The sequence below is a fragment of the Clostridium frigidicarnis genome (genome assembly GCF_900111985.1).
GTDB lineage: Bacteria > Bacillota > Clostridia > Clostridiales > Clostridiaceae > Clostridium_Z > Clostridium_Z frigidicarnis.
The window spans coordinates 63,763-84,935 of sequence record NZ_FOKI01000010.1 but is presented as its reverse complement, the minus strand read 5'-3'; the positions used below and the strand labels follow the sequence as shown (position 1 = coordinate 84,935).

Here is a 21,173-nt window from a genome sequence, read left to right as displayed (position 1 = left end):
ATAAATGCTAATGGGTTAAATAAAATGAAGTTTTAAAGAGTAAATGAAGAACGAAGTTCTTTATAATAAAATAATTTTCAGGGGGAAGATCAATGAAAAAAATTTTTTATCCACTATTTGTTATGGCATTAGCCTTATCAATACCAACTAATGCATATGCCATGCATATAGCAGAAGGGTTCTTATCCGTAAATTGGTGCCTATTTTACTTTGTATTAGCAGCACCATTTATATTCTTTAGTTTAAGGGATATAAATAAGAAGACTAGTAAAAATAAAGAGCTTAAAATGTTATTGGCTTTAGTTGCAGCATATGTATTTATGCTATCTGCTATGAAAATACCATCTGTTACAGGAAGTTCATCACATCCAACAGGTACAGGTCTTGGAGCTATAATATTTGGACCTGTAGTAATGGGATCAGTGTCTTTAGTTGTTTTATTATTTCAAGCAGTATTACTTGCTCATGGCGGTTTAACTACCTTAGGTGCAAATGTTATTTCTATGGGAATAGTAGGACCATTTATAGCATATGGAATATATATGATATTTAGAAATAAAAACAAAAAGGTAGCTGTATTTCTAGGAGCAGCATTAGGAGATTTAGCTACATATATTGTAACATCTCTCCAACTAGCTTTAGCGTATCCAAGTGCTACGGGAGGTATCATGGCATCATTCGTAAAATTTGGAACAATATTTGCCATAACTCAAATACCGTTAGCTATAGTTGAAGGACTTGTATCAGTAATGGTTTATGAATTCATAACTAAACATTGTTCAGATGAACTTGTAGCTTTGGGGGAGGTATAGAAATGAAGAGGAAAAACTTAATTTTAATACTTGTTTGTGTATTACTTATAATAGCACCATTTATTGTGGCAAAAAATGGGGAATTCAATGGTGCTGATTCCATGGCAGAAGACTTAATAACAGAAATAAATTCAGACTATGAACCTTGGGCAGAAAGCTTATGGGTGCCACCATCAGGAGAAGTTGAAAGCTTTTTATTTGCATTTCAAGCTGCTGCAGGCGCTGGATTCATAGGATATTACGTAGGGAAGAAGAAGTATGATAAGGGAAATAAACCTGTATGCCAAAAATAGTAAAGGGAAAATAATACATCCATTAGAAAAACTTATATTAATTGCTATAGCTCTTGTATTTAATGGATATACAAAGAATATAAATTTTCTAATATTAAATATAATATTATTTAGTTTTTTAAGTTATAGATTAAGAAATCCAATTAAAATTGTATTTAAATTTATGTGTATAGCAATATTATTTTTTGTAATGTCATCAATAACACTTATATTTACTTACAGTATACATGAAATTAGTATCATCTTTTTAAGAGTACTAAGTGGATCTATAATAATAAGCTATTTATCACTGACAACACCACTAGATGATATAATATATGTCTTTTATAAAATACCAATATTTAAAGATTTAAGTGATATAGCAAAATCTATGGAAAGATTTTTAATATTGATAGAAGATGATTTTCAAATAACATATAAAGCTATAAAATCAAGAGGTGGTTTCAATGGTTTTAAAAGAGGAATAAGTGACTTTGGAACAATGTGTGGAGTTGTATTGAAAAATTTATTTCACAAATGGCGAGATATAGATCTAGGACTAAATAATAGATGCTATACTGGTAATATAAGTTATATAGGGATTGATTTTAATTTATCAAAAATTAGGATTGGATTAATAGCTATATATTTTATTTTAAGTATTATTGTTATCTCTATATAATATGGAATCATTATTAAAAACTATTGACAATGATGGACAATATATTGTATAATAACAAATGTACTTAGGGGTATAGCTCAATTGGTAGAGTAGCGGTCTCCAAAACCGTTGGTTCAGCGTTCGAGTCGCTGTACCCCTGCCACAAAGACAACGAATTTAATTCGTTGTCTTTTTTTATTTACAAGAAAGTATAAAAATTTTGATAAAACCTATGGTTAAAGGGCTTTTGAATTAAGAATTTGCAATTGACAATATTGAATGAAATCTTATTAAAAAAATCTGTGATTTTCAATAACAACTGTCAATTCTTATTATAGCGTGACGTAGATGCTTTATTCTGGAATATAATAGTGAAAACTTTTTCTAAAAATATTGAAATTAATTAAATAATATAATACAATAAGTTGTATTGTTAAAAAATAAATAAATAAGTATGTTTGTATAGTAATTTGTAAAATTATATATATTGTAAATGCAATTTGATTGCAAGTAAATGTTTACAAAAGTGTTGAATTATTAAAATTCATATAAAATAACATAAGAAAATGAGGAGATGAACAAATGAAAATATTTTTAGCAGAACTTTTAGGTACGATGATATTGATTTTATTAGGAAATGGTGTTGTAGCCAATACGGTTCTTAAAAAAAGTAAAGGAGAAAATTCAGGATGGTTAACAATATGTTTTGGATGGGCATTAGGTGTAGCGATACCGGCTGTAATGTTTGGATCAGTTAGTGGAGCACATTTTAATCCAGCATTAACAATTGGACTAGCTGTTATAGGAAAATTTGCATGGAGTAGTGTACCAACTTATTTGGCTGCACAATTTATAGGAGCATTTATAGGAGCGGTATTAGTATTTACTTATTTTTATCCTCATTATAAAGAAACGGAAGACAAAGGAGCTAAGCTTGCTACTTTTGCTACTGGACCAGCTATAAAAAATACAGTTTTCAATTTTATAAGTGAATTTATAGGAACAGCAATATTAATTTTTACAATATTAGGAGTTGGAACAGCAAATGTAGCTGAAGGAGTAGGACCAATAATAGTTGGAGGAATAATACTTGCTATGGGAGTATGTTTAGGAGGAACTACAGGATATGCCATAAACCCATTTAGAGATTTGGCACCAAGAATAGCTCATGCAATATTACCTATACCAGGAAAAGGTGATTCAGATTGGGGATATGCATGGATACCAGTTGTAGGACCATTATTAGGAGGAGTAGTTGGAGCTATTTTATTTAATTTAGTTTTTTAAAATAATATTAAAATATATAAATATAGTTAGAAAGAAAGCTATGAAATTTACTTTGAATTTCATAGCTTTTATCTTTTATAATAAAATATACTGATTTTACAAAATATGGTATTATAATTATAAGGGGTTGATGGATATGAATTATAATTGTAAAACTATAAAATTAAATAAAAATATTATATTTATAATTATATGCATTTTGGTGCTATATAGCTTTGGATTTTTATTAGGCTATTTATATATTGAATATAAATTTATTGATAAAAATTCACAAAATATAACTTCAAGTAAAAATGAACAATTAAGTGATGATAGTGTACTTGATTTAAAAGAAAATACAAATAAGGATAACAATAAAGTTTTGTGTGAAGATGCATACAAGAAAGATGGAGAAAAGGTTGCATACATAACTTTTGATGATGGTCCAAGTAAAAAAATTACACCTAAGATTTTAGATATCTTAAAAGAAAGAAAAATAAAAGCAACATTTTTTGTTTTAGGACAAAACATTGAAGAAAACAAAGAGATATTAAAAAGAGAATATGATGAGGGGCATTCAATAGGAAATCATTCGTATAGTCACGAATTTGGTACCATCTATAATAATTTAGATGCATTTAAGAAAGAAGTTGAGAAGACTAATATGATACTAGAAAAAACATTAGGAGATGACTTTAAAACTAGACTTTTTAGGTTTCCAGGTGGTTCATTTGAAAATTATAAAAATAAATTTAAGGATTATATAAAAGAAAATAATATGATCTATATTGATTGGAATGCATTAACAGGTGATGCAGAAGGACAAAATGTATCTAAGGAAAAACTTTTAGATCATCTAGTAAAGGATGTTGAGGGTAAAGAAAAAATCGTTATATTAATGCATGATGCAGCCACAAAAGAAACAACATTAGAAGCTCTACCAAGTGTTTTAGATTATTTGAAAAATAATGGGTATATTTTTAAAATCCTAAAATAAAATCATTCTTGTTTTTGTCATTTATTAATTTTAATTCATTATGGGAAAAATAGTTTTTTTAATTAATTTTACAAAAATAAATATATGCAATTAGAATATAATATATAATGTTTAATGAAATAAACAATAATAATGTAAAAATAAACCATAAAAGTCTGAAGAAGATTGAAAGTGGAGGGAAAAAATGGAACATATATTTAAAAAGATAGATTTGTATTTTATAGCTTTATTTGTAGATGTTTTTATAATAGTTAGTTATTCATTTTTTTTCTTAAATGAAAAAAATATAACTAATTTTATTATGTTAGGAATTTTATTTATAAGTATTATATATACTTATTTTTCGGGTATTATTAAAGGACTTTTAGCAAGCGGGATTATAGTTTTTATTTATGCAACCTATAAATTATATGAGAACTTTTTAAATCTAAAATACACAGAAAATTATGATTACATCTGGGTTGTTTTTATACCATTATCAGTTTTTATTGTAGGAAAACTAGTTGAAAATATTAATATTATCCAAAATAAAAGTTTAAAGTTAGAATCTGAGTATAAAGAATTGGTAACCATAGATAAAAATACAGGCTTAAGCAATTTAAGAGGTTTTTATTATGATTTAGATAGAGAAATAAGTAGAGTTAAAAGACATAAAATTTCTTTAACTTTGATGATAATAAAAATATCTTATTATGATGAGTTGAAATCGGTTCTTGGGGAAGAAAGTTTAAGAATAGTGGTTGAAAAAGTTGTAGCGGGCATAAAGGAATCCACAAGAAATGAGGATATACGATATAACTTAAAGGAAAGTACATTTGCAATACTTATGGCAGAAACAGATGTTAAGGGAGCAGAAATTGTAGAGGATAGAATAAGAGAAAAAATAAAAAACCTAAATCTATATATAAAAGAAAATAAAAAAAATATTGATTTAGAGGTTAAGATAGGAGCAGTTCAGTATTCAGAAAAAATTAGTGGTGCATTGGAGTTTAGAGAATTAGTTGAAAAGGAATTAGAATATGATGTTTAGAAAAAAAATTATATATTTAATCATGTTTACTTTGATTTGCTCTATATTTTTAAACTCAACTGAAGCTATTAGTAAAACTAAAAAACAAGATGTACTTATATTAGTTGATGAAGATAAGAAGTTAAGTGAGTTAGAGATAAATCCTATTAATATTATTAGAGATTCTTTATCAAGGCATAATTTATCAATAGAAGTTTTGAATTTTAAAGATTATACAAAGGACACAATAGATAAATATGATTTTGTTATTCCAATTGTGTTAGAAAAAATCGAGTATAGTAAAGATTTATTTGATGATTTAGATGAATATAAACATCCTATATTTTGGATAGGAAATGATTTGAATAAGTATGTAGAGAAAAATTTAAAGTATTCTTATACAGAGACAAATATATTATCGTCTATAAGAGAAGTAGATTATAAACAAAGTGAAAAGTTTATAATAAATAAATCTGGAAAATTTAATGTTTGTGATTTTAACAGAGAAAAAATAAAAGTTTATTCAACAATAAAATCTGGAGAAAAGGAAAAAATATATATAATGAATGAAAAAAATTTATGGTATGCATCTTTAATTCCAAATGAAAGATCTTTGATTTTCATATTATGTGATGTTATAAATGATTTTTTAGGAGTTGATGAAGTAGAAAAATCAAATGGATTTATAGATATTGGGGAAATAAATCCATATATAGATCAAAAAAAACTTAGAGAAATAGCAGATTATCTATATAGTGAAAATATACCATTTGTTGCAAGTATTTCACCTATACATTTTAACGATAGAAATAAAGTAGAGGCTACAATTTCTCAAACTGAGGGGTTTGTTGAAACAATAAACTATATGGAAGAAAAAGGCGCAACTATAGCATTGGATGGACTCAATATTAGTGGATATGAGAAAAAGGAGGATTCTAATTTATATATTGATGAATTTATAGGAAGTGAACTTAGAGAATGCGTAGAAAATAATATTTACCCAATAGCTATTAAATTATATGATAATAATCTAAATTTTAAAGAAGATGAAAAATTAGATGAATATTTTTCAACTTTTATATATGGGACTAAAGATGAAATTAGTCATAATAATAAAATTACATATCCATATATGACAAGAGAAGATAAAAACCTTAATATTAACTTGTGGGAAAACTTAGGAAATATAACATTGGAAGATAAAATGTGGTTTCAAAAATTAAAAGATAATTATAGATTAGTTAGTATTAATAGGCAGTTTGTAGTAGGAGTAGCATTTAACAGCTCAGAAGATATAGATAGTTTAAAGGAAACTATAGAATTTTTGGAAACAAAGGACATTAATTTTTTAAACTTAAAAGAGTATGATAACTGGGTAAAATATGAGGGAATCAATATTGATTCCGATAAAGGAGAGATATCAATAGATTGCAAATTAGATAAAAACAATTCTTCTAAGAGCAATGATTCATATATTTCGCAAATAAACAGATTTTTAATAGTTATATTAATTATATTTTGTTTAATATTTATAAGCATTTTTATTTATTATAAAAAAATAAACAAAAATAAACTTTTTAGGAGATAGTATGAAATTAAGCACGTTTGATTATTTATTTTTATTTTCTTTAATATCCATATGGATTTTGTTATTAATAAATATTGTTTTAGCATTAAATGGATATAAATATTATTTAAACATGGAGAATACTCATATCAAATTGATAGAAGATGGAAAGTGTCCTTACGTATCTATACTAGTTCCAGCTCATAATGAAGGCAAGGTAATATATAGAACTGTAAAATCCTTAATATTATTAAATTATCCTAAGGATAGGTATGAAATTATAGTTATAAACGATAATTCAAGTGATAATACAGGAGAAGAATTACATAGGGTAAAAAAGGAATTTAATTGTGGTAATCTAAAAGTTATTATTACAAACAAAATAACTGGTGGAAAAGGAAAATCAAATGCTTTAAATCTTGGATATAAAGCATCAAAGGGAGAATATATAGCAGTTTATGATGCAGATAATACAACAGAGAAAAATGCATTAAAATATTTAATTACAACAATAGTTAAGGATGAATCATTAGCGGCGGTAATAGGAAAATTTAGAACAAGAAATAAAGAAAAAAATTTGCTAACAAGGTTTATAAATATTGAAACTTTAAGCTTCCAATGGATGGCGCAGGCTGGAAGATGGCAACTTTTAAAGCTTTGTACTATACCAGGAACAAATTTTATAATAAGAAAAAGTATAATAGATACCATGGGTGGATGGGATACAAAGGCTATATCAGAGGATACAGAAATAAGTTTTAGGATTTATAGACTAGGATATAAAATAAAATTTATGCCTAAAGCTGTTACTTGGGAACAGGAACCCGAAACTCTAAAAGTATGGTTCAAACAGAGAACTAGGTGGGCAAAGGGAAATATTTATGTATTGTTAAAATATATAAAAACTATATTTACAGAAAAGCCCTCAAGAATAAATTTTGATATTATATATTTTTTTGGAGTATATTTTTTGTTTTTATCATCTGTTTTAATTTCAGATTCATTATTTCTTATAAGCCTATTTGTTGATATTCCATTACATGTAATGGGAAATTTTAATTTGTTGTGGATACTAGCTTATATATTATTCATATTGGAAGTAGCAGTAACTCTCACAATGGAAAGAGGAGAAAGTGGATTTAATAATTTGATTTTAATTCCTCTTATGTATTTTACATATTGCCAAATGTGGTTAATAGTTGCTGTAAATAGTATTATTCAGTATTTTAAAGATAAAATTTTGAAAAGAGAAATAAAGTGGTATAAAACTGAAAGATTTTAATTAATTAAATATGTAATGGGGTGTAATGTATGAAAAAATTTATATCAGTTTTATTAGGCATAGTTATATTATTTTCTACAAATGTTTATGGTGCTGTAGACTATGAGGAGTCTATAAATACTAAAGAGTTTAATTTCGTTGGTGATATGGAATCTATAGGGGTAAATTCATCAAAAACATTTTATGTTGATATAGATAAAGAGTGGGATGCTACTAATTGTTTTTTAAATTTAGTATTTACTCAGAGTGAATTGTTAGATGAAAAAGAGTCTACTTTAACTATAGATGTAAACGGGCTCTCCATATCTTCTGTAAAGCTAGCGGGAAGAAAGAACTATAAGGAAGAAGTGAAAATACCTATAAAAAAAGAATATTTACGTGATGGCAGTAATGAAATAAAAATAAAAACTTACAGAAGGATAACAGATAAAATATGTACAGATGATGTTAATACAGGAAACTGGATTGTATTACATAAAGAATCATATGTACATTTAGATTTTAAGAACATTAAGGATACAGACGCATTAGAAGAATATCCATATCCATATGTGAAATCAAGTGATGCAGAAGGTAAAGTAAATATAATAATTCCAGATAATTATACAGAAGGCGAATTAAGTTCAGCAATGGTGTTATCCTCAAATTTTGGAAGTAGATATAAAAATAAAAAAATAGGCATAGATATTAGAACCGTATCAACTATAAATGATATAGAAGATGAGAATTTAATATATATAGGTAAAAAAGATAATATTACAGAGGATATAACAAATCTTATTACAGATGAAGAAAAGAACTCAATAATAAATGGGGGGATAGTTAAAGAAGTCATATCTCCATTTAATAATTCAAAGAAAATGTTATTAATTTTAGGTAGTAATGATGATACTTTATTAAAAAATATTAAATTTTTAGCAAATAAAGATTTAATATCACAAGTTTCAAAAAATAGTATATATATAGACGATGAACTAGATGTGGATGATATAGAAAAAGAAGAAAAAGACAAGTTGTATTTTAAGGATTTAAATTATGGAGACATTAATTTAAAGGGTCCATTTAGTCAAGAGTATGACTTGAATTGTAATATACCTAAGGATAGAATAGTGCAGGGTGGATCAAAAATAGTGTTAAACACACGTTATTCTAAGAATATAGATTTTGATAATTCAGTAGCAACATTATATATAAATTCTATTCCTATAGGAAGCAAAAAACTTAGTGAAGAAAACTCAGATGAAGATATTATGGAGTTTTCTATTCCTGAAGGTATCTCAGAAAAAAACTATTATGATTTGAAAATAAGATTTGACTTAGAATTAAAGGATAGCTTTTGTGATGCTAGAGGGGCAGACACTCCATGGGCATTTATATCAAGAGATTCATATATATATACCAAGTATAAAAAAAGACAAGAAGCTGCTTTTAATACATATCCATTTCCTTTTGTACAAGATGGAGAACTTAAGGATAGTGCAATAGTTGTACCTGATAACCCAACAAATAAGGATTTAAGTAGGGCGGCAAGTATAATGGAGTTTATGGGAAATGATGTAAAAAACAATAATGTAGATATTAAAGTTGTAAAATCATCACAGATTGATAATGAACTTAAAAATTTAAACTTAATAGTTATTGGTACGCCTCAGAATAATTCATTAATAAAGGAGCTAAATAATAGTTCTAAAATAAAATTTGATGAGAGTTTCAATAGATTTGTCTCAAATGATAAAATAAAATTAACAGATAGTTACGGTGAAAATATATCTGTATTACAATTCATAAAATCACCATATAACAATAACAAACAAATATTAGAAATATCTTCTGCAAAAGAAGATGGACTAGAAAATATACAAAAGTATATGAATGATAATAGTTTCATGGAAAAAATCAATGGTGACGTAGCTATAATTGATGCTAGTGGAGAAATTAAAAATATAAATACTTCTAGTGAGTTAGCAAATGCTTCAGAGAATAAGAGTAAAAAAGATGTATTTAACGAGAAAACTATATTCTTTATAGTTATTACTTCTTTTATGATTATCTTAATAATAACTGGTACTATTTTAATGATAAAGAAGTATAAGGCACATTCAAAAAAATAACAAGTCAGTATGCTAGTATATTTTTGACTTATTATTTTCTTTCATGTGCCTAAAAAGAAAATATAATCATTGGAAAGTGTTGGCCATATTTCATTAACTTACATAGAGTATTTGGGATTATGCCGGACATAATAATATTACAGGAAGGAAGTAAGATAAACAGAAACCAACCTGTAAAATAAAAAACTTCTACTTATAAGGAGGAATTAATCATGGCAAAAACATTAGTTCCAGAATCAAAACAAGGTTTAATGACTTTCAAAAACGAAGTAGCCCAAGAAATGGGAGTACCATTCAAGGAATACAACGGAGATTTAACATCTAAACAATGTGGTTCCGTTGGTGGAGAAATGGTTAAAAGAATGGTAGAGGCATATGAACAAAACCTTAAATAAAAGGTAAGAGAAGTTAATAATTTATACTAAGGAAAGCGCCACTTAAGTGGTGCTTTTCTTATGATTATAATTAAATTTAAGGCACATTCAAAAAATAACAAGTCAGTATGCTAGTATATTTGACTTGTTATTTTTTTATGTACCTAATAAAAAAATAATATAACTCTTAAGTTTTAAGTATATGTAGTATAATATTAATTAAAATAGAACTTAAGTTTGGTGGTGACAATATGAAAGGTATAAAAATACTTCACTTTGCAGATGTACATTTTGATACACCTTTTAGTGAGGGGGGAAATGAGTTTAGTCAAAAAAGAAAAGAAGATATAAGGGAAACCTTTAGCAATATATTAGAAAAAGCAAAAAATGAAAATGTGAAAATAATACTTATACCTGGAGATTTTTTTGATAATACAACTTTGACAAAAACTACATTAGAATTTATAAAAAGAAAATTAGAAGAGGTAAAACCTGTAAGAGTATTCATAAGTCCAGGAAATCATGATCCATTTAATGAGAAATCCTTTTATTCTATTATTGAATGGCCAAGCAATGTACATATATTTAAAGAAGAATTTGAAAAAATACATATTGAAGAGTTAAATTGTAATGTATTTGGAAAAGCATTTACTCAAAATCATATAAAACAGTCTATGCTAAAAGAGTTTCTTAATAAATATAATTTAAAGGAATATAGTGAAATTAATATTATGGTTTTACATGGAGATATAAATGATAAAGCAGCAGAAAATGACTATAATCCAATAAGCTTAGAGGAAATAGGAAATAGCTATATAGATTATTTGGCCCTTGGACATAGACATAGTTTTTCAGGAATAAGAAGAGAAAGAGACACTTATTTTGCCTATAGTGGTAATCCAGAAGGAAGAGGATTTGATGAAACTGGAGAAAAGGGTGTAATTATAGGAGAAGTATTTAAAGGGTATGTTGATTTAAAGTTTAATCCTATTTGTAAAAGAAGATACTATACTATTAATTTAGATATAACTGATGCTAAAGATTATGAAGATATATGTAATAAAATTAATACTAGAATAAATTTTGAGGATAAAAAAAATAACCTTTATAAAATTATATTAATTGGAGAGATAAGCGATCACTTCATAATAAATATAGAAGTGTTAAAACAAAAAATTATAGGTAGTTTTTACTATGTAAAAATAGAGGATAATACAGAAATACGTATAAACTATGAGAATTTATCAAAAGAAGTATCAATAAAAGGAATATATACAAAAAATATGCTTAACGCCATAGAAAATGAGAAGGATAAATTAAAAAAGGAGAAGCTTTATAAAGCTTTGAAGGTTGGCATACAGAGTTTGACTGAAAGAGAGGTTAAAGTTGAGTGATAATTAAAAAGCTTAATATAAAAGCATTTGGAAAAATTAAGGATAAAGAAATTGAACTTAAAAAAGGATTTAATATAATTTATGGAGAAAATGAAAAAGGAAAAAGCACAATACAAGGATTTATGAGAGTAATGCTTTATGGCATGAGTTTAAACAAAAAAAGTTTAAGAGAAAATGATAGAAAAAGATTTACACCATGGAGTGGAGAAAAACCATGTGGAGAAATGATTATAAAAAATAAGAATGAAGATATTTTAATAAAAAGAGATTTTGGAGGAACAAAGAGAGACGATGAAGCTCTAGTTATAAATAATATAACAGGTGAAGAGATAAAGGTAGATAAAATAAGTCCAGGACGAGATTTACTAGGGTTATCAATAAATGGATTTTTAAAAACACTTTTCATTGGTCAATTATCATTAGGTATTGCTGGTGATAAGGATGATGAAATACTACACAAACTTTCAAACCTAGAAAATTTAAATCATGATGATGTATCTTATCAAAGTGCATTAAAAATATTAGAGGATTATAAAAAGATATGGACATCTCAAAGAAAAGGTGGAAAATTAAATGATTTAAGAGAGCAATTAGAGTTATTGAATAGTGAGTATAGAGAAGCACTAAGCTTAAATGAAGGCAATATAGAAGATAATATAACATTAAACAAATTAAAAGATCAAAGAGAATTAGTTGTAAAGGATATAAAAGCTTTAGAATTATATAAAAAGCACATAAAAAAGATAAAACTTAATAAAGAATATAATGACATATTACAATATTTAAGAAAGACAAAAGAACTAAAGTCCATGAAAGGGAAAGTTCAAGAAGGATTAGGAGAAAAACAAGATAATTTAAATGAAGAGTTTTTACAAAAGCTTTGGAATGATTATTATTCATACAATGAATTGAGATCATTATATGAAAAATTAAAGGGCAAATATAGTAAATTAAAAATAGAAGAAGAAGACTTTCAAATTAAGTTAGAAAAATATGAAGGGTTTTTAACACTAGAGGATGATGTTAATTCAAAAGTTAGAGCTTTAATAGAGGAAAGAGATTTATTAAAAAATAATCTTAAACAATATGAAGAAATAGAAAATGAAATAACTAATATAGAAAAAAAATTAAAGAGTATAGAAGTAAATAAAGAAAAACTTAATATAATAAGTGAGATAAAGGAAAAGTCTAAAGAAAAGTTCTCTGTATATGAGGAAAAATTAAAAGAATTAAAATATTTTTTAAACAGCAATGATATTGACTATGATACTTTAAGTAAAGAAAAATCAATAAATAAAAACATAAATGTATATAGAGGAGTGACAATTATAGGGTTTGGATTGCTTACAATAGCTATTATAATTATGATTATAATATCAAGTGTAAAACCTCTTATATTAGGAGCAATAGGCATTATAATTTCCTTATATTCAACCACAAATGGTAATAAGCTATCTGTAAGTAAAAACATTATCAATATAGAGAAAAATAAAAAAGAAAAACTGGATAAAATAAACATGGAACTCGAAAGTATCGAAGAAGAATTAAAAGATTTGGCATATAGAGCAGAGACTAAAGATTTTAAAACATTATTTTTGAAAATTAAAGAATATGAGGATATTGAAAATAATGAGGAATATTTAAAAATAAAACTAGAGAGTAAGATGCTATCTATCAATAATGAAGATTTGAAAAGTAATTTAATAAAAAATGAGAAATTTATTGATTTCATATTATCACATACTAAATGTAGAGATGAAAATGAATTTTTTGAAAAGTATAATGACTATAAAAATGTATTACATGATTACAGTCTTATTAAAAGAGAATTGATTGAAAAAAAAGAATTAATAGATTCTCAAGATAAGTTAGTTAATGAAAAGTTTAAGTCAATAAAAACTAAATTAGAAAGTTTAAATAAAAACCATATAACTTTTGATAGAATAGAAGATGAGATAAAAGATTTATGGGAAAAATTAAAAATTAAGAACTCAATAGAAAAAGAGCTATATCAAGTTGAGAATAGCTATAAATTACTTTTAAAGGATAGAGATTTAGAGGATATAAAAAATGAAATTGGAGAAATTGCAGAGGGATCCTTTAAAGAAGATTTTAATAATGAGGAAGAAATAGAAGAGAGCTACAAGAAAAAAAATAATGAACTCGTACAAATTGAAAAAAAATTAAGGGATGTAGATAACTCAATAAATAATAGATTTTCAGGAAAAAGAGATGCATGGCAGATAATGCAACAAATAGTTAGTGTAAAAGAAGAAATCTTAAATGGAGAAGAAGAGGTGGAAATCCTTGATTTAGCACTTGAAAATTTAAGATTATCGTTTAAAGAGGTTCAGAAAAGTTTTGGACCGAAATTAAATAAACGAGTTAAAGAGATATTTAGAGAAGTGACAGATAATGCATATGATGAAGTAAAAGTTGGTGAAGACTATGGTATGCTAGTAAGAGATAATTTATCTAGTGAATTGGTGGATATTCAAAGTCTAAGTAACGGGTGTGAGGATCAATTATATTTTTCTCTAAGAATTGCCCTCTTAGATATGCTTTTTGCAAAAGAAGAGACTGTTCCAATTATATTAGATGAGAGTTTTGTACAGTATGATGATAATAGACTTAAAAATACCTTGGATTTTTTATATGAATATTCTAAGCATAAACAAGTAATACTATGTACTTGTCAAAATAGAGAAATTAAGATTATGAATAAATTCAATGATGTAAATATAGTATATTTATAGAACGAATATTCATTCAGATGGGGTTACAGGTGCTAGTTATCAGATAAATAATAGGAGGTAAATATGGAATATCAAAAATATGATAAGAGAATAAATGCTTATGAAAAGTTAATAGGAAAGCTAGATAAAACAGTAAGTATTTTTAGTAGAATAAGGCTAATAATATTTCTAATGTTAATACTTGGAGGGATACTTTGTTTTATAAAGAAGCAACCTACTTTGTTTGTTATAAATTTACTTATATTTACTGTTTTATTTTGTGTAGCCGTATACTTTCACAACAAATATTTAAATAAGAGACAAGAGGTTTTAGCTCTTAAAGAAATAAATGAAATTAATAAAAAAAGAATTCAAGGTGATTTTAAAGAATTTAAGGATTTAGGAACGGAATTTATGAAAGAAGGTCATCCATATGAAAGTGATCTTGACATATTTGGAAAGGGATCTTTATATCAATTTTTAGTTATGCCAATGACCCCTAAGGGAAGAGAAAGACTTTCTAGAGCATTAAAGGATGAAGAAGAATTCGATGTTAAGTACATTCTAAAAAAACAAGAGGCAGTAAAAGAATTATCGAAAACAACAGTATTTAGGGAAAGACTACACGGTAAATCCTTAGTCTATAATGATAAATTAATAGGTTATAAAAAGCTTATTGATATAATAACTAGTCCATGCGAAAATCTGGTTTCCTTTGGAAAAGTATTAATATCAGTTATAAGTGGTGCAACGGTAGTAAGTATTATATTAGCAGCATTTAAGGTAATACCATACTTTATACCAGAAATTCTAATTATACTAAACGTAATAATTCTACAGTTAAATAAAAAAGAGAGATTAGAGGCGTTTCACTTAGTTGGAGAACAAAATAAGAGCTTGTATGCATATAAAGAGATATTAAGATTAATAGAAAGAAGAAATTATAGTAGTGAACTCTTAAAAGAAACAAAAGAGTCTTTAACAAAAAACAATAAATCTTCCTATAAATCAATGAATGAACTGTATAATATTGCGGAAAAATTAAAAAATAGACAAAATGGATTTTATATAATACTTAATATGATTTTTTTATTAGACTATCATTATTATATAAAGTTAAATGATTGGAAAAAATCTTATAGTGAAAATATAGAAGTGATTATAGAATCTATAGCATTATTTGAAGAATTAAGTTGCTATAGCATGTTATTAAAAGATATGAAAGGATACACAATACCTCAATTCAGTAATAATAGAGAAATAGATGCACAAAATATAGCCCATCCTTTATTGGTCAATAAAGGAATAAGTAATTATATTACACTAAATAATAATGAGAGAATGTGGATGATAACAGGGTCAAATATGTCAGGGAAAAGTACTTATTTAAGAACCATAGGAATAAATCTTGTTTTAGCTTATGCTGGAGCACCAGTTAGAAGTAGCAAATTTATATGTAATAAAATGAACATATATACTTGTATGAGAACTGGAGATGACTTAGAAAAGAGTATATCATCTTTTTACGCAGAAATATTAAAGGTAAAAAGAATAGTTTCTGCAACAAACAACAAAGAAAGAGTGTTCTTTCTTTTAGATGAAATATTCAAAGGTACAAATTCAAAGGATAGACATAAAGGAGCAGAAATTTTAATTAACCAATTAATAAATAAAGATACATTAGGACTTGTATCAACTCATGATTTAGAGCTTGGTGATATGGAAAATGAGAATTCTTTTATTAGAAATTATAACTTCAGAGAGTACTTTGAAAATAATGAAATAAATTTTGATTACAAGCTTAGAAAAGGAGTATCAGAAACTCAAAATGCTCTGTATTTAATGAAATTAGCTGGAATAGAAATATAAGTTATAAGTGACAAGTTAAGGAGGTTTTTATTCGCGTTATTCATAAAGAAATTAATAATTTAATATTTAAATTTAAGATATATATGATTCAATAAAGTTTATTTATTTAGAACAAGTGCTGCTAATATATTACGACAATATAAATGTAGTTTTATTAATGAAACATATATACTGATAAAATCTACGGATAAACAGATTTTAAATTGAGAATGAAGGATGAAATCTTCTTAGGAAGATTTCTGAAATGAAAAAATATATTTTTAAGAAAACCAGTGGTTTTCAACAATAACTTTCAACTTTCCATTCTCAATTTTCAACATTAACTTGTCACTACAAACTTGTCACTTAAAAAATGGTGTAGCCATTTTCTATGACTTTGTGAAATTCCTTATATATGGTATAGACATTAAGGAAATTGAAATTAGTGTTGCAACTAATACCTTTATTAAATCACCTATTATGAAAGGTATAAAGGTTAGATTAAGAACTTTATAAAATGGTATAGAATTTGATAAAATATATTTAAATATTATAAAGAAGTAAGGAATTCCTATTATATATGATGAGAAACATCCTATAAAGGAAGCTAAAAAAATTTTTAATTTCAAGTTTTTAATAGAACTTTCTATAATTTTACCACTTATATATGCAATTAAAATAAAACTTATTACAAATCCAAAGGTAGGGGATACTACTGCCGAAAAACCACCTTTACCTCCAGAAAAAACAGGTAATCCAATAAGACCAATTAACATATATATTAGTTGACTCAACATTCCAAGTTTACTTCCAAGTATAATACCACTAAGAACCACCATAAGTGTTTGTAAGGTAAATGGAACAGGTCCAATAGGTATTTGTATATAAGAGCCTATTATTACTAAAGCAGAAAACAGTGGGACAATTATCATATGTTTAACTTTCATAAAGTCACCTCTTTATTATTGTAAACTATAATTTATTTAAAGTTTACAATAATTATAAACCAATTTGAAATAACTTTCAATGCCTAAGGCACATTCAAAAAAATAACAAATTAGTGTGCTAGTCTATTTTGTGTCATACTTCGTCATAGATATTAGCACATAGTCTATGCTATGAACTAATATCACTTCCTTGTCTGACACAAAATATACATTGCATCTTTGACTTGTTATTTCCTTTCATGTGCCTAATATATTTTTATACAAAACTATATAAAAATATATAGGACTAAATAATTTTTAAAAATGCAGTAAATATGATAAAATAGATAACATTGTAGCGTAATGCGTAAACGAAAGGAAGAATTTCATGGGAAGTGAAAAAGTAAAAGCAAAAGAATATTACATAAAAGATTTTTTAAGCAATAAATTTTTATTTGAAATACCTAATTATCAAAGACAATATTGTTGGAATAAAGAAAATATAAATCAGCTTATAGATGATATTATAGATGCAATAGAGAATAATAGAGATGATTATGGGGACAACTTTGATCTTTATGAGCCATATTTTATAGGAAGTATAATACTTTGTACAAAGAATAGCAGAGATGATGGATCAGGGTTGTACGATGTTATAGATGGACAACAGAGATTAACATCAATAACTATGTTAGTAGCAGTTATAAGAGATTTAATAGAGAATGAGGAGTATAAGAACGTACTATCATCTTTAATATATCAAAAATCAAATGCATTAATGGGAATAAAGGAAAGTATAAGACTTTCAGTTAGAGATAAAGAACAGGAATTCTTTAAAAAATACATATTAGAAAATGGTGGAACAAGTTTAATAAATGAGGTAGATGAAGAGACTTTAAATGAAGCAAAAGAAAGTATGATAAAAGCTATAAGTATATTTAAAGATAAGTTTCATGATGAGGATGGTATCTTAGATAAAGAGCTTTTAAACACATTTATAATGTACTTGCTTCAGAGAGTTGTATTAATTGCTATAACTACGGATTCCTTTGCATCAGCATTTAGATTATTTAATGTTATAAATGCAAGGGGATTACCTCTTACGAATTCAGATTTATTAAAAAGTGAAAATTTAAGAGCAATAGGCGAAGAAAAACAAGATGAATATACAAAAACATGGGAAGATATGGAAGACGAAATAGGAAGAGAAACTTTAGAGATGCTTATAGGCTTCATGAGAACATTGAAACTTAGAAAAAAAGCAACTTCTACTATATTTGAGGAGTATGTTAAGAAAGTTTTTGTAGATGAACCTAATTTTAGAGGGGAAAATTTTATAGATACTATAGAAGATATAAAAAATATATATCAAAAATACATAGTAGATGCTACCATAGATGTAAATAATGAAGCTAAAACAAATTACTATAATAATCTAATGAATTTAATGAGAGATGGGATCTCATTTAATGAATGGATGTGTACTGTAGTAAAATTTGTTCAGAAATTTAGAGATGATAATGCTTTGTATGAGTTTATAATTACATTAGAAAGAAAAATAACTGTGGATTGGGTAAATGGACTAAACTTTAGCGAGAGAACTTCAAGATTGCACAGAATAATAAGTATAATAGAGGAAAGCAATTCTTTAGAAGAAGTATTAAATAGTGATATATTTACTAAAGAATTAAATCATAGTAGAGCATTATTCTATAACAGCTTAAATGATTCAGATTTCTACACTAAAGGAAGAATGATGATACCTAAGTATGTGCTAATGAGGATGGAAATGGAAAAGACATCTCCATGTAAGAAAAAATTAGAGTTTAATTTATCAAAAACAAGTCTAGAGCATATACTACCAAGAAGGCCATCTAATGCTTATTGGAAAGATGCATTTACAACCAATGAGAGAAAAGTATGGGCGGATAGAATAGGAAACCTTATATTTATAAATGGTGCAAAAAATCCTCTACATTCAGGAAAGGCATTTGATGAGAAGTTAAAAATATATGTACTTAAAAAAGGTGAATTTCAAATTAATAAAGATATATTTAAACAACAACATTGGAATGTAGAAAATGTTAGAAAGAGACAAGAAAATCTTATAGATGAAGCTCTAAAGATTTGGATGAAATAATATTAATGACAAAAGAAAGCCACTATTAATTTATGGCTTTCTTTTTTGATTTTAAATTGAGAACTTTAATGAGTGGCAATTGACAAGTGACAAGTTACAAGTTGCGGATAAATCTTCCTAGGAAGAGTTTTCAACATAAATTTGTAACTTGTCACTAAAAAAGGGCGTAGCCTTTTGTTCTAATTTAGATATCAATTAATTTAAGGAGGCAACAATCCATAGAGTTAATAGATTTTAAATTTATTGTATTATTAGATATTTGGAATGTATTGCCTGTGAATAAATCTTTCATAATTGATCCAGTTAAATATTCTTTAATATTTTGAGATAAATCCCAATAAAATGAGGCTTTTTTCTTTGAAAAATTAAATATAGCTATATAATAGTGGGTTTCCTCTTTTACTAAAAAAGAGAAAATATTTTCTTTGTATATATATGGAATTATTTTATCGGATTTATCTAAGCTAGAAGCAAGTTCTTTACAAGGGTTTTCAAAAATGTATTCTGGCTTTAGAGAATTTGTAAGTATTTCTAAAAGTTCCTTAACCTTTGTGTTCTTTATAGAATACTTATTTTCATATATATATATTAAGTTAAATAATAGAGATTTTATTAGAAAATTCATATCAAATCTATAAATTAATTTATTAAATATTTTAGAGGTTTGGGGTTTTACTGTATTGATATAAACAATTTTATTTCCAAAGGTTAATCCAAGTGGACAATCATTAATAATAAGTAATGTATTAGGATGTTTATACTTAATTTCTTCAAATAATAAATTTAAAGCTTTATAAACATTGAAAGATTTAGATTTTCTACATAAATGTATATAATCAACAATATTATTAATCTCTATATAGTTTTTATTCTCTAATTGCTTATTTATATATATAAGTATATGTCCTTTTCCAACAGAAGAGTTTAAATCTATAGGATACATAGTGACGCCGTTTATTTTTATACTTAAAGGATTATAATCCTTTTTTAAAGTATAGGTATTTAAAGTAGAGGTAAAAAGAAATTGAGGCATTTTACGCTTAGAAATTTGATAGATTTTATCATCATAATTCTCAATTAAATTATTATTTTTTTTCAAAGTATCACAATAAGAAGTAATTAAATTTATATAATTTACATCGCTAGAAAAATATATACTATCTAGAACAAATTCTTCATTAGGATTTATAATTTCCTCAATGAAATTATAACAAGCTATTACAGAAAGAGTTTCTTTATTCGAGGCAATATCTATATAATTATAACTTTTTTTTGTGCTTAAAAAGCCTACTAATAAATTAAGATAATCCTCACTAAAAAACATAGAAAACATATATGATGAACTTTTGTTTGATATAGGCAAAATAGATATATTATTAGATAAATTTTCATCAAAAATAAGATGCCAATCAAAATCATTTTTGTCTACTGTAAATGTATTAAGATAAAGGTTATTTAAAATAACAGGATTATTACTAGTATTTATAATAGATAAATTTATAATGTTATTTTCAGGAGTTATCTTTAAGTAAAGTCCTTCATATATATTTACGCTGTTTACATGAGAAGGAATAGGTAACTCGAAAGTTTCGTTGTTTATTGTTAAAACCAAATTTGAAATATTGTAATACAAAATCATCACCTCATGCACTAATAATAAGCATTATTATAACATTATGGATAAATTTGGAAAAGAAAAACCAATAGCTATATATCAACATATTACATGTGCAATTTGATGAACTTTTATATTTTTTAAGAAGTTAAATGGAAAAAAAT

Annotated in this window: 16 protein-coding genes and 1 tRNA gene; 15 read left to right on the top strand and 2 right to left on the bottom strand. The window is 25.8% G+C overall.

What is annotated here, in order from left to right:
* Positions 1-92 precede the first annotated feature (92 nt).
* From BM119_RS08260 to BM119_RS08195, 14 genes are all read left to right on the top strand, one after another.
* Positions 93-812 (top strand): energy-coupling factor ABC transporter permease, encoded by a 720-nt coding sequence (locus BM119_RS08260; protein WP_090040487.1) that lies wholly within the window; start codon positions 93-95, stop codon positions 810-812.
* A 2-nt stretch (positions 813-814) separates the two neighbouring features.
* Entirely contained in the window at positions 815-1,105 is a 291-nt protein-coding gene (locus BM119_RS08255) for an energy-coupling factor ABC transporter substrate-binding protein (RefSeq protein ID WP_090040486.1), read from the top strand.
* On the top strand, positions 1,071-1,766 hold the full coding sequence (locus tag BM119_RS08250; RefSeq protein WP_090040485.1) for a CbiQ family ECF transporter T component: 696 nt from the start codon (positions 1,071-1,073) through the stop codon (positions 1,764-1,766). The genes BM119_RS08255 and BM119_RS08250 overlap by 35 nt, the downstream gene beginning before the upstream one ends.
* A 66-nt stretch (positions 1,767-1,832) precedes the next feature.
* Positions 1,833-1,908, top strand: a tRNA-Trp gene (locus BM119_RS08245).
* A gap of 419 nt (positions 1,909-2,327) precedes the next feature.
* Positions 2,328-3,032 (top strand): MIP/aquaporin family protein, encoded by a 705-nt coding sequence (locus BM119_RS08240; protein ID WP_090040484.1) that lies wholly within the window; start codon positions 2,328-2,330, stop codon positions 3,030-3,032.
* 136 nt (positions 3,033-3,168) lie between these two features.
* Positions 3,169-4,008 (top strand): polysaccharide deacetylase family protein, encoded by an 840-nt coding sequence (locus BM119_RS08235; protein ID WP_177199358.1) that lies wholly within the window; start codon positions 3,169-3,171, stop codon positions 4,006-4,008.
* 184 nt (positions 4,009-4,192) lie between these two features.
* Entirely contained in the window at positions 4,193-5,038 is an 846-nt protein-coding gene (locus BM119_RS08230) for a GGDEF domain-containing protein (RefSeq protein ID WP_242948375.1), read from the top strand.
* The gene (locus BM119_RS08225; RefSeq protein WP_090040481.1) at positions 5,028-6,605 is read left to right on the top strand and encodes a DUF2334 domain-containing protein; all 1,578 of its coding nucleotides are present in this window, start codon (positions 5,028-5,030) and stop codon (positions 6,603-6,605) included. Before BM119_RS08230 ends, BM119_RS08225 begins: the two co-directional genes overlap by 11 nt.
* Before the next feature lies 1 nt (position 6,606).
* Positions 6,607-7,866, top strand: a complete 1,260-nt coding sequence (locus BM119_RS08220; protein ID WP_090040479.1) for a glycosyltransferase family 2 protein — start codon at positions 6,607-6,609, stop codon at positions 7,864-7,866.
* Positions 7,867-7,895: 29 nt separating this feature from the next.
* On the top strand, positions 7,896-9,977 hold the full coding sequence (locus tag BM119_RS08215; protein WP_090040478.1) for a cellulose biosynthesis cyclic di-GMP-binding regulatory protein BcsB: 2,082 nt from the start codon (positions 7,896-7,898) through the stop codon (positions 9,975-9,977).
* A gap of 212 nt (positions 9,978-10,189) precedes the next feature.
* Positions 10,190-10,372 (top strand): alpha/beta-type small acid-soluble spore protein, encoded by a 183-nt coding sequence (locus BM119_RS08210; protein WP_090040476.1) that lies wholly within the window; start codon positions 10,190-10,192, stop codon positions 10,370-10,372.
* A gap of 230 nt (positions 10,373-10,602) precedes the next feature.
* The gene (locus tag BM119_RS08205) at positions 10,603-11,745 is read left to right on the top strand and encodes a metallophosphoesterase family protein (protein WP_090040474.1); all 1,143 of its coding nucleotides are present in this window, start codon (positions 10,603-10,605) and stop codon (positions 11,743-11,745) included.
* Positions 11,742-14,501 (top strand): ATP-binding protein, encoded by a 2,760-nt coding sequence (locus BM119_RS08200; protein WP_090040473.1) that lies wholly within the window; start codon positions 11,742-11,744, stop codon positions 14,499-14,501. The genes BM119_RS08205 and BM119_RS08200 overlap by 4 nt, the downstream gene beginning before the upstream one ends.
* A 63-nt stretch (positions 14,502-14,564) precedes the next feature.
* Complete coding sequence (locus BM119_RS08195; protein WP_090040471.1) at positions 14,565-16,349, top strand: MutS family DNA mismatch repair protein; 1,785 nt, start codon at positions 14,565-14,567, stop codon at positions 16,347-16,349.
* 368 nt (positions 16,350-16,717) lie between these two features.
* Here the strand turns inward: BM119_RS08195 and BM119_RS08190 are convergent, their stop codons facing one another.
* Positions 16,718-17,275: a biotin transporter BioY gene (locus BM119_RS08190; RefSeq protein ID WP_090040469.1), complete on the bottom strand. Its 558-nt coding sequence runs from the start codon at positions 17,273-17,275 to the stop codon at positions 16,718-16,720.
* Positions 17,276-17,642: 367 nt separating this feature from the next.
* Between BM119_RS08190 and BM119_RS08185 the strand changes: the two genes are divergently transcribed.
* The gene (locus tag BM119_RS08185; protein WP_090040467.1) at positions 17,643-19,394 is read left to right on the top strand and encodes a DUF262 domain-containing protein; all 1,752 of its coding nucleotides are present in this window, start codon (positions 17,643-17,645) and stop codon (positions 19,392-19,394) included.
* Between the two features lie 184 nt (positions 19,395-19,578).
* Here the strand turns inward: BM119_RS08185 and BM119_RS08180 are convergent, their stop codons facing one another.
* A complete protein-coding gene (locus BM119_RS08180) occupies positions 19,579-21,027 on the bottom strand; it encodes a hypothetical protein (RefSeq protein WP_090040465.1) in 1,449 nt (482 codons plus the stop codon).
* Positions 21,028-21,173: the final 146 nt, after the last annotated feature.

Excerpts from the sequence above, each read along its gene's own strand:
- BM119_RS08205 (WP_090040474.1), top strand. The coding sequence starts at position 10,603 with ATGAAAGGTATAAAAATACTTCACTTTGCAGATGTACATTTTGATACA.
- BM119_RS08215 (WP_090040478.1), top strand. The coding sequence starts at position 7,896 with ATGAAAAAATTTATATCAGTTTTATTAGGCATAGTTATATTATTTTCT.
- BM119_RS08240 (WP_090040484.1), top strand. The coding sequence starts at position 2,328 with ATGAAAATATTTTTAGCAGAACTTTTAGGTACGATGATATTGATTTTA.
- BM119_RS08255 (WP_090040486.1), top strand. The coding sequence starts at position 815 with ATGAAGAGGAAAAACTTAATTTTAATACTTGTTTGTGTATTACTTATA.
- BM119_RS08195 (WP_090040471.1), top strand. The coding sequence starts at position 14,565 with ATGGAATATCAAAAATATGATAAGAGAATAAATGCTTATGAAAAGTTA.
- BM119_RS08230 (WP_242948375.1), top strand. The coding sequence starts at position 4,193 with ATGGAACATATATTTAAAAAGATAGATTTGTATTTTATAGCTTTATTT.
- BM119_RS08260 (WP_090040487.1), top strand. The coding sequence starts at position 93 with ATGAAAAAAATTTTTTATCCACTATTTGTTATGGCATTAGCCTTATCA.
- BM119_RS08185 (WP_090040467.1), top strand. The coding sequence starts at position 17,643 with ATGGGAAGTGAAAAAGTAAAAGCAAAAGAATATTACATAAAAGATTTT.
- BM119_RS08250 (WP_090040485.1), top strand. The coding sequence starts at position 1,071 with ATGATAAGGGAAATAAACCTGTATGCCAAAAATAGTAAAGGGAAAATA.
- BM119_RS08235 (WP_177199358.1), top strand. The coding sequence starts at position 3,169 with ATGAATTATAATTGTAAAACTATAAAATTAAATAAAAATATTATATTT.
- BM119_RS08220 (WP_090040479.1), top strand. The coding sequence starts at position 6,607 with ATGAAATTAAGCACGTTTGATTATTTATTTTTATTTTCTTTAATATCC.
- BM119_RS08210 (WP_090040476.1), top strand. The coding sequence starts at position 10,190 with ATGGCAAAAACATTAGTTCCAGAATCAAAACAAGGTTTAATGACTTTC.
- BM119_RS08225 (WP_090040481.1), top strand. The coding sequence starts at position 5,028 with ATGATGTTTAGAAAAAAAATTATATATTTAATCATGTTTACTTTGATT.
- BM119_RS08190 (WP_090040469.1), bottom strand. The coding sequence starts at position 17,275 with ATGAAAGTTAAACATATGATAATTGTCCCACTGTTTTCTGCTTTAGTA.